This is a genomic window from Billgrantia kenyensis (assembly GCF_013697085.1).
GTDB lineage: Bacteria > Pseudomonadota > Gammaproteobacteria > Pseudomonadales > Halomonadaceae > Halomonas > Halomonas kenyensis.
Map to the genome: position 1 here is coordinate 1 of NZ_JACEFT010000054.1, position 9,990 is coordinate 9,990.

The window sequence follows — 9,990 nt, forward strand, 5'->3', positions numbered from 1 at the left end:
CAGAGCGCCCAAAAGCGATGGAGGAGGATTAAACACTTCCAGAAGCTGGAACTCGTCGTGAGCAACGTCAAGTTCCAGGACGGGGAGCAAGTAGCCGATCAATCAGACAGGAATGCGGCCTGACTGCCATCCACCAGATTTGACGATAACTCCATGGCTGCAAGCGCCCCGTTGATTCTCGTCGGGGCGAAAGTGCAGCTGTTGTGCAACAATGCTTAAAGGCTAAAGTACGATATATATAAACAGGGAGCATGACATTATCGAGCCAGGTGCTCTGCTCGGTAAGGGATCGGGGGATTTCGTCATTGACAAGCTCATGAAGACCGGGCTGGAGCCGCTGCCTATGGTTCAGCCACGAGAGTCGTCTTTTCGGGTCACGCTGTGCCACAGCCGTTCTCGCCCCACTCCATGTCATACCAACAGAGCCATGGGGAAAGCTGCGCGTGGCTGAGCTGACTCGTCTGCTGATACTGTTGCTGACTCTGGCGCTTCTGCCTCTTTCAGTGCAGGCCGATGACCGGTCGGTCGTTCTGATCGCCCACCCGCAGGGCTCCAGCCCTGCGCTGACCCGCGACACGACTCGGGCGATCTTCGCCATGCGGCAGCGCAGTTGGCCTGATGGACAGGCCGCCCGCGTGTTCGTCCTGCCCAACAGTCATCCCGTACATTCACGCTTCGTCAAGGAACGACTGACCGTGTATCCCCACCAGCTCCAGCTGGCCTGGGACCGCATGGTGTTCTCGGGCACGGGCCAGGCGCCAAGCCAGGTCAACAGTCAGCCCGAGATGCTGGAACGCGTCGCCACCACACCTGGCGCCATAGGGTATCTGGAGAGGGAGTATCTGGATGATCGAGTCCAAGTCATTACCATGGAGTAATCGTCGCTCGTGCCCACTGCTGCTGATGCTGGTTCTGGCCTGGTCTCCCGCTGCCCTGGCCGAAGGAGTGATGGATTCACTTCAGGCACACGGATTCCTCAGCCAGGCGCTGGTGGTCACCGACCATAACGACTTTTTCGGCCCCAGCAGCAGCGGCGGCGGCAGCCTGAAATATACCGAGATCGGCGCCAACGCCTCGCTCCGACCGCACCCGAATGTCCTTCTGGCCGCCCAGGTGCTCAGTCGGCGTGCCGGTGGTGATGGCAGAGATGCCCGGCCGGCACTCGACTATGGCGTCATCGACTACCAACCCCTTTCCAGCCAGCAACGTACCTTGGGCATCCAGGTCGGACGCTTCAAGAATCCCTTCGGATTCTACAACCAGACTCGCGACGTGGCCTTCACGCGCCCAAGCATACTGTTGCCTCAGTCGATCTACTTCGACCGCACTCGTTCGCTGGGGCTTTCCGCAGACGGTGTCAGTGTCTACGCTGAGGAGCGCTTCAAGCACGGCACACTGCGCTTCACAGGCGGGGTCGGCACGCCCACGACGCGCGACCTGTCCGGCCAGCTGTATCCGTCCCAGCTGGGCATGGAGGTGAGTGGCAGCACGTCGTCGATTGCCCAGATTCGCTATGAGCACTCCGGTGGCGGCTTCACGGCCGCCCTGAGCGCAGCGGATGTCAACCTGGACCTCGGACTCGGCCCCCACGATGGTGAACTGAACTTCCAGCCCTGGATTCTCTCACTGCAGTATGATGAAGGAACCTGGGCTATTACGGGTGAGGCCGCCTTGCGTAATATCTCGACCACCGATACCGGCGGCGTGCCTGGTTCCGACATGACCGGCGAAAGCTGGTACGTCCAATACTCCCGGCGCTTCCTCGACGATTGGCAATGGCTGGTACGCTACGACAGCCTGGTATCAGACCGTGACGACCGTTCCGGCCGGGCCTATGAGGCCCAGGGGCGCGGCCCCGCCCATGCCCGTTTTGCCGACGACATAACCTTGGGGCTGCAGTGGCGCGTCAACCCACGCGTGCTGTTGGCCGCCGAATATCATCACGTGGATGGCACTGGCTGGCTGCCCTTACGCGACGAACCTGATCCAAGCGATACTCGGCGGCGTTGGAACATGTTGCTCTTCCAACTTTCTCTACGTTTCTGATCGACCAGCACGCTTCTCTACATGAACGGGCAGGGATAGCCAGCATGACCACCTCCTCTTCCCCAGCTCCGCGCCCCCGCCTCAGCCTTACTTGGCGGGTACTCGCCCTGAGCAGCCTGCTGCTGCTGGTATTCGCGGGCCTGTTCACCTGGCTCGGCCATGCCAACCTGATGCGCCAGTTCGAGGAGAGTCGACAGGAGAGCCACGAGCGTGAAGTCCGTGAAATCCAGCTAGCCCTGCAGCGCTCCGAAATAGGCCTGCAGCAGATTGCGGCACTGGCGGCGGCAGCACCCGAACTGGGACCGGCGCTGGCCGTGGAGGATCAAGAGGGACTGATCAATTCACTTTCCTCCCAGTGGCCCACGCTACAGCTCGAGGCCGGTATCGACGAAGTCATGATCTTCGATGCGCAGGGGCATCAACTGGCCAATTGGGGAGAAGGACAGGCTGACAAGGAGCGCCCCGTTCAGGACTGGGTGCGCGAGGTAATGGAAACCGAGCACCCGCTTTCGGCACTGCGCTGTGCCAACGACTGTCGCCAGTATGCTGCGGTTCCCGTTCTGGTGGAGGGCGAAAGCGTTGGCATGGTGATTCTGTCACGCTCGCTGGCCGATGTGACTCGCCAGGCCCATCAGGTTTCCGGCAGCGAGGTCGCCCTGCTGATTACCGGTGCCCATGAGCCTGAGGTCATGCCCGAGCGGCATTTGAGGAACTGGAACGGCCACCTGATCGCACTCACGCACCCGGCACACTATTTACCGATACTGGAGGACGCTTCTCGCTCGGCGATGCTCAGCGATATCCTCGGGTCACCGATGCGATTGCAGCATCAGGGGCGCGACTACGAACTCTCCGCCGTGCGCATGGAGGCAGACGAGAACCGGCGCAGCACCGGTTTCTTTCTCCTGTCAGCGGACATCACTGCACAGATTCGTGCCATTCAGGAAGATACGCGCAACCTGCTTCTGGCCGGCATCGGCGGCTGGCTGGCGGCGGAACTGCTGCTGCTGGCCATCCTGCTGCGCCCCATGGCAAGGCTGCGCCGGCTGGCCGGAGTGCTCCCGGCGCTGGCCCATGGCGGATTCGACGAAACACGCCGCGCCATCCCCAGGTCGCGTAGCCGCCTTGAAGACGAGATCGACGTCCTGGAGGGGACGACGCTGGCCCTCTCGGACCAGTTGGAGGCGCTGGAGCATGAGGTCACCGCACGCGGTCAGCAGTTGGCCGAACGGGTCGAGGAACTGGCGCGGGAGCGCGACTTCGTCGGCAGCCTGCTGGATACGGCCCGGGTTTTCATCGTGACCCAGGATGCGAGGGGGCGTATTACGTTGATCAACGACTACGCGCTTGCGACCCTGGCCATGCAGGAAGAACGCCTGCTGGGCCGCGACTTCGACGAAGTCTTCACTTCCCGGGCAAGTGCCGATTCCGGAGCAGGCTCGAGTCAGGAAGAGCGCAGCCTGGTGACGACGGATGGACGCCAACACACCATCGCCTGGTACCACGCACCGCTGGTGTCACGCGGCGACGACCGGGCTGCCAGGATATCGGTCGGGCTCGATATCACCGAGCGCAAGCTGGCAGAAGCGCGGCTGACCTGGCTGGCCGAGCGCGACCCGCTGACTGAGCTCTACAACCGCCGTTACTTCCAGGAAGCGCTGGGTGCCGTCATGCAGCGGGGACGCAGCGGCGCGGTCCTGCTGCTCGACCTGGATCATTTCAAGGACGTCAACGAACTCAGCGGACACCATACCGGCGACCGCCTGTTGCGCATGGTGGGCGATACGCTCTTTCAGCAATTCGGCCACTGCGGCCCCATCGCCCGCCTGGGGGGAGACGAGTTCGCTCTGCTCCTCGAGGGCGCCGATACCAGGAAAGCCATCAGCATCGCCAAGCAGATCACTCCGCTGCTCGATGGCACCGGCCTGGACGCAGGCGGCCAGCGGCATCGAGCCACCTCCAGCCTCGGCATCGCTCTGTTCCCCATCCATGGCGACAACCCTGCCGACCTGATGGCCAACGCCGATCTCGCCATGTACAAGGCCAAGGAGAGCAGCTCCCAGCGCTGGCACCTGCTTTCGACCCTCGAGCGGGCCAAGGACGAGCTGCAGGAACGGGTCTATTGGGTGGAACGGATTCGCCAGGCGATCGAGGAGGAGAGCTTCGAGCTGATGGCGCAGCCGATCATGCGCCTCAGCGATCGCGAGGTACGCCACTACGAGGTTCTGCTGCGTATGCGGGGGCCCAAGGGGGCGCTTATCTCTCCCGCCCACTTCATTCCAATGGCCGAGCGCAGCGGTCAGATCGTGCAGATCGACCGCTGGGTGCTGCGCCATAGCCTGCGCGCACTGAGCCTCATCCAGGCACGGGGCATCAGCCTCGCGGTCAACCTGTCGGGCCAGTCCCTGCACGACGAGGGGCTGCAGCAATTCCTTCTGGAGGAGCTTGCAGCAACCGGGGCTGACCCTCACCACCTGATCCTGGAAATCACCGAAACCGCCGCCGTCACCGACTTCTCCAGCGCACGCGGGGTGCTCCAGGCCTTGCGGGACCTTGGCTGTCGCACCGCCCTCGACGACTTCGGGGTTGGTTTCAGCAGCTTTCACTACCTCGGCGAACTGCCCGTCGACTTCATCAAGATCGATGGCGCTTTCATCCGCACCCTCATAACGAATCCGGAAAGCCAAGTCATCGTCAAGGCCATTGCCGACATTGCGTCAGGCTTCGGCAAGCTGGCGATTGCCGAGTTCGTGGAGCAGGAGGCGCTGGTTCCCCTTCTCACCTCCTACGGCATCTCATACGGCCAGGGCTACCATCTCGGCCGTCCTATCCCACTGTCAGAAGCCATTCCAGGAGTATCACATGGAGACACGACGCCGTGAGTCATACTCGGCTGCAGCTGACGCGCCCTTGGAGGTTCGGGTACGCGATTTCTTGGAACAGTATCGCTTCATCATCGCCAAGAGCCAGGCGAGCCGATACCGTGCCTACGCGCTTCGCCACATGGTGTTTCGCGAAGAACTGAAGTATAGCCTCGGCGAGAACGCCGACCTGCCCTTCGAAAAAGACTTCCACGACAGGTATGCCATCCTGTGCCTTCTCAACCATGTTGAAAGCAATAGTGACGCAGGCTGCCTGAGGGTCGTACTGGCGGGAGTCGGCACGGCGGAGGAGCAGCGGCTGCCATTGGAAGAGAGTTGCGCCCATGGCCTGACTGACCCCCAATGGCACCCGGATCGCTTCGAACGTGCCACTCTCTGTGAAGTGTCCCGCCTGGCCGTGCACCCCGGCTTTCGCCGCACTCGTAACTGCGCTTTGGGACTGCACGACAAGGATCTGCAGCCATTGGCCGAAGACAAGCTGCCGACGCCCTCTCCGCTGGTTACCCTCAGCCTGTTCCTGGCCGCCACTGCCATCGTCGGTCTCGCCGATCGTCGCCATGTCTTTGCCATGATGGAACCCCGCTTTGCCCGGCTGCTGAAAATCTCGGGCCTGCAGTTCCGCCAGGTAGGCGACGTCATCGATTATTGTGGCCCCCGGGCGGCATACTATATCGACCAGAATCAGGCCGAGCGGGACCTCCAGCCCACCTTGCTGCCGCTCTATGAGCACATCAAGTCATCACTGGCCACCCAGATGGAGAGCGCCCTCCCCACCAGCTAGCAGGAGCCACCCCGGAAACAGTGAAAGCGCCCCCTCAGTCTCCCCTGGGTCCTCGCTTGCGCTGACTGGGCGAAATCATGCGAACCCGCGCCTTGCTACGCGCCTTCGATTTCGGCGCTTGATCGCCATGGCCGGTCCTGTCTGTCGCTTCCGCGTCGGGCAATGGGGCTTGTCCGGACGGCGGTATGACCACCCATGCAAACACCGGCAGCGCCAGCCCCCAGTGGATCGCCGCCAGCCGCAGGCCCAACGTGACCGCAAGAGCCAGGCCGATGACGATCCCCGTCGGCACGCCCAGCGCACCCAGGCCCACGTAGGTGATGCCACCGGCAATGGAGGCGGTGGCATAGACTTCCTCACGCAGCACCATTGGCACCCGACGCGCCAGCACGTCGCGCACCATGCCGCCGGCCACTCCCGTCAACAACCCCATCAGTACCGCAACCACGCCGGGCGCCTCCAGCTGCAATGCCTTGTGGGCGCCGATCACCGTGAACAGCGCCAGGCCGAAGGCATCGGCCACCGGCAGGAACACCCGGGAGAGGCGGTGAATATAGTGGAAGCCGATGATCGACAGCCCCACGGTGGCGAGTATCACCCACAGGTAGGTGGGGTCGGTGACCCAGAACACCGGGCGTACGCCCAGCACCAGGTCGCGCAGGGTACCGCCGCCGATGCCGGTCACCGCGGCCAGCACCAGCATGCCGAACGGGTCCATCCGCGAACGGCAGGCAAGTATCACCCCCGAGAGGGCAAATACGATGACCCCCGCCATGTCCAGCCAGTACACCAACCCCGTCACACCGCCCTCCTGGAGCTAGCCGCTATTGATAGGTCACAACGAGAAAGCTCACCAGCTCCTCGTCACCGCAGTTCTTGATGGTGTGCTCCAGGTCGGCATGGTAGTGGGCCGAGTCGCCGGGGCCGAGCTCACAGCGATTGTCCCCCGCCACGACCCGCGCGTGACCCTGGGTGACGGTGAGCAGTTCGCGAGTGCCTTCGAAGTGGGCCGCGCTGTGCAGGCTGGCACCGGGAGCCAACCGCACCTCGTAGAACTCCACGTGCTTCTCCATGTTAAGCGGCGAGAGCGTGCGAATGCGGCAATCCTGATCGTCACGAAATAACTGGCTGGCATCGTCGCCGCGGATCACCTCGATACGCGAAGCCGTCCACGGCTGATCCACCAGATCGCCGATGTTCATGCCGAAGGCCTGGGCGATGCGCAGCGTGACCGCCAGGGTAGGATTGGCCTTGCCCCGTTCGATCTGACTGAGCATCGAGCGGCTCACCCCCGACGCCGCTGCCAGCTGCTCCAGGGTAAGCCCACGCCGCTTGCGCAGTTCGATCACGCGACTGGCCAGGCTGCCAGCCTCCGTTTGCACTTCGTCTGTCATCGCCGTGTCACTCAACTCGATTTTCCCCTATACCCAAGCAAGACGTTGCCAACCAAGCCAGGCTCGCCTGAACCGGAGAATCCACAATAAAGGATTCTTGTCTTGCATAACGGAAGTATTCTGCAATACTGGAATTGATTCTTTCATACTAAACTCGACGTGGCGAATTGCCAGCGACAATCGCAGTTCACCCCACCTGAACCCTCCAACCACAAGTCAGGAAGGTAGCTCCATGAAAGCGCTGATCAAGAAGGAGGCCGCACCCGGCCTCTGGCTGGAAGAGGTGCCCGACCCACAGGTCGGCATCAACGACGTGCTGATCAAGGTGAAGCGCACCGCCATCTGCGGCACCGACGTACACATCTACAAATGGGATAGCTGGGCGCAGAAGACCATTCCCGTGCCCATGGTGGTGGGTCATGAGTTCGTCGGCGAGATCGTCGAAGTCGGCTCCAACGTCAACGATTTCCGCCCCGGGCAGATCGTCTCCGGCGAAGGCCACGTGGTCTGCGGACGCTGCCGCAACTGCCTGGCCGGGCGCCGCCACCTCTGCGCCCACACCAGTGGCGTGGGAGTCAACCGGCCCGGCGCCTTCGCCGAATACGTGTCGTTGCCCATGTCCAACGTGTGGGAACACAAGCCGGGTATCGACCTCGACGTGGCGTCCATTTTCGATCCGCTGGGCAATGCCGTGCACACGGCGCTTCAGTTCGACCTGCTCGGTGAGGACGTACTGATCACCGGCGCCGGGCCGATCGGCGCCATGGCCGCGGCGGTATGCCGCCATGCCGGGGCGCGCCATGTGGTTGTGACCGACCTTAACCCGGGACGGTTGGAGCTGGCCAAGCGCCTGGGTGCGACCCGCACCGTCGACGTACGACACGAGACGCTGCCCGACGTGCAGCGCGAGCTGGGGCTGACCGAAGGCTTCGACGTGGGCCTGGAGATGTCCGGTAGCCCTGCCGCCTTCCGCGACATGCTGGCCAACATGTGCCACGGTGGCAAGGTGTCGATGCTCGGTATCCCCACCGAGGAAATAGCCATCGACTGGAACACGGTGATCTTCAACATGCTGACGCTCAAGGGCATCTACGGCCGCGAAATGTACGAGACCTGGTACAAGATGTCGGTGATGATCGAGTCCGGCCTGGACATCTCGCCGGTGATCACCCATCGCCTGCCCTACACCGAGTTCCAGCAGGGCTTCGATGCCATGCTGAGCGGAGAAGCGAGCAAGGTCGTCCTCAACTGGGAGTCATGACATGTACGGAGCCTTCAAGCAGCACCTGCAGGGTGAGCTCGATGCCATTCGCCAGGCCGGTCTATACAAGCACGAACGCCAGCTGACCACGCCGCAGGGTGCCCATGTCGGCATCAATGCCGGCCAGGAAGTGCTCAACCTGTGCGCCAACAACTACCTGGGACTGGCCCAGCACCCCGAGGTCAATGCGGCAGCCAGGGCGGGCCTGGAAGAGTGGGGCTATGGCCTGGCTTCGGTGCGTTTCATCTGTGGCACCCAGAGCCTGCACAAGCAGTTGGAGCAGCGCCTTACCGACTTCCTCGGTACCGAGGACACCATCCTCTACCCCTCCTGCTTCGACGCCAACGGCGGGCTGTTCGAGACCCTCCTCGGCGCCGAGGATGCGGTGATCTCCGACGAGCTCAACCACGCCAGCATCATCGACGGCGTGCGACTCTCCAAGGCGCGGCGATACCGTTACCGCAACAACGACATGGCCGATCTGGAGGAGCAGCTCAAGGCCGCCGAGCACGGTGGCGCGCGCTTCAAGCTGATTACCACCGACGGCGTGTTCTCGATGGACGGCTATATCGCCCGGCTCGACGAGATCTGCGACCTGGCCGAACGCTACGGCGCCCTGGTGCATTTCGACGATTGCCATGCCACCGGCTTTCTCGGTGAAGGCGGCCGCGGCACCCATGAGTATCGTGGTTGCATGGATCGTATCGATATCACCACCGGCACCCTGGGCAAGGCGCTGGGCGGCGCCAGCGGCGGCTACACCAGCGGCAAGCGCGAGATCATTGAGCTGCTGCGTCAGCGCTCGCGGCCCTACCTGTTCTCAAACACCGTGGCACCGCCGGTGGTGGCAGGTGCGCTGAAGGCCATCGAGCTGGCCGCCGAGTCCCAAGAGCTGCGCAGACAACTCACGGAGAACACCGCCTTCTTCCGCGCGGGACTCGAGCGGCTGGGCTTCGAGCTGCTGCCCGGCGAGCACCCCATCGTGCCGGTCATGCTGCATGACGCGGGGCTTGCCGCCCGCTTCGCTGAGGAGATGCTCAAGGAAGGGGTGTATGTCATCGCCTTCTCCTACCCGGTGGTGCCCCAAGGCAAGGCGCGCATCCGCACCCAGATGTCCGCCGCCTTGACCCGCGACGATCTGGAGTTTGCCCTGGCCGCCTTCGGCAAGGTCAAGGAGCGCCTGGGAATCTGACTCGCCAGAATGCAGCGCCGGATTGGACCCCGTGCTGCCTTCTCTGCACGGGCAAGAAGTTGCCTGCTGGGCAACTTCTTGCCTGACTCAGGCAAGAAATTGCCTGAGTCTACTTAGGCTTCTAGAGGCTTTTTTTGATAACCCACTGATATCATGATTTTCACACGAAGTTGGCACGCGTGATGCTGCATATGGGCCATATCCGTCTTCCAGGAGGGAAGCATGGCCCTTGTCACCGGACTCCGATTCTCCCTGACTCTAGCCGAGGTCGAAGACCTCGCGGTCATTGAATTCACCCACCGCGAACGGCTCTCCGCGCCCTTCGAGCTCTCGGTGCGCTTCGCCAGCCGTAACGGTAGCCTCTCCGCCCGCGACATCCTCGACCGCGAGGCCACCCTGACGATCTGGCAGGACGACGAGATGCTGCGCCAGGT

At 62.8% G+C, this 9,990-nt stretch carries 8 protein-coding genes and 1 pseudogene; 7 read left to right on the forward strand and 2 right to left on the reverse strand.

Going from position 1 to position 9,990, the window contains the following annotated elements; genetic code table 11:
- Nucleotides 1-443: 443 nt before the first annotated feature.
- Genes H1D44_RS20125 through H1D44_RS20140 form a run of 4 tightly spaced genes read left to right on the forward strand, consistent with a single transcriptional unit; the run spans nucleotide 444 to nucleotide 5,709 of the window.
- A complete protein-coding gene (locus H1D44_RS20125) occupies nucleotides 444-878 on the forward strand; it encodes a type 2 periplasmic-binding domain-containing protein (RefSeq protein ID WP_238984488.1) in 435 nt (144 codons plus the stop codon).
- The gene (locus H1D44_RS20130) at nucleotides 847-2,046 is read left to right on the forward strand and encodes an OprO/OprP family phosphate-selective porin (RefSeq protein WP_220128189.1); all 1,200 of its coding nucleotides are present in this window, start codon (nucleotides 847-849) and stop codon (nucleotides 2,044-2,046) included. The genes H1D44_RS20125 and H1D44_RS20130 overlap by 32 nt, the downstream gene beginning before the upstream one ends.
- A gap of 44 nt (nucleotides 2,047-2,090) precedes the next feature.
- Nucleotides 2,091-4,928: a bifunctional diguanylate cyclase/phosphodiesterase gene (locus H1D44_RS20135; RefSeq protein ID WP_181517056.1), complete on the forward strand. Its 2,838-nt coding sequence runs from the start codon at nucleotides 2,091-2,093 to the stop codon at nucleotides 4,926-4,928.
- Nucleotides 4,909-5,709, forward strand: coding sequence for a PEP-CTERM/exosortase system-associated acyltransferase (locus H1D44_RS20140; protein WP_181517057.1), 801 nt, complete (start codon nucleotides 4,909-4,911; stop codon nucleotides 5,707-5,709). Before H1D44_RS20135 ends, H1D44_RS20140 begins: the two co-directional genes overlap by 20 nt.
- A gap of 34 nt (nucleotides 5,710-5,743) precedes the next feature.
- Here H1D44_RS20140 and H1D44_RS20145 read toward each other — a convergent pair whose 3' ends face one another.
- On the reverse strand, nucleotides 5,744-6,511 hold the full coding sequence (locus tag H1D44_RS20145) for a TRIC cation channel family protein (RefSeq protein WP_181517058.1): 768 nt from the start codon (nucleotides 6,509-6,511) through the stop codon (nucleotides 5,744-5,746).
- Between the two features lie 22 nt (nucleotides 6,512-6,533).
- Nucleotides 6,534-7,103 (reverse strand): helix-turn-helix domain-containing protein, encoded by a 570-nt coding sequence (locus H1D44_RS20150; protein WP_181517059.1) that lies wholly within the window; start codon nucleotides 7,101-7,103, stop codon nucleotides 6,534-6,536.
- A 232-nt stretch (nucleotides 7,104-7,335) separates the two neighbouring features.
- Here H1D44_RS20150 and tdh point away from each other — a divergent pair, with 232 nt between their 5' ends.
- From tdh to H1D44_RS20165, 3 genes and pseudogenes are all read left to right on the forward strand, one after another.
- Nucleotides 7,336-8,364, forward strand: coding sequence for an L-threonine 3-dehydrogenase (tdh, locus tag H1D44_RS20155; protein ID WP_181517060.1), 1,029 nt, complete (start codon nucleotides 7,336-7,338; stop codon nucleotides 8,362-8,364).
- A 1-nt stretch (nucleotide 8,365) separates the two neighbouring features.
- Nucleotides 8,366-9,556: a glycine C-acetyltransferase gene (kbl, locus tag H1D44_RS20160; protein ID WP_181517061.1), complete on the forward strand. Its 1,191-nt coding sequence runs from the start codon at nucleotides 8,366-8,368 to the stop codon at nucleotides 9,554-9,556.
- Between the two features lie 222 nt (nucleotides 9,557-9,778).
- Nucleotides 9,779-9,990 (forward strand): annotated as a pseudogene (locus H1D44_RS20165) (type VI secretion system tip protein VgrG); the annotation flags it as partial.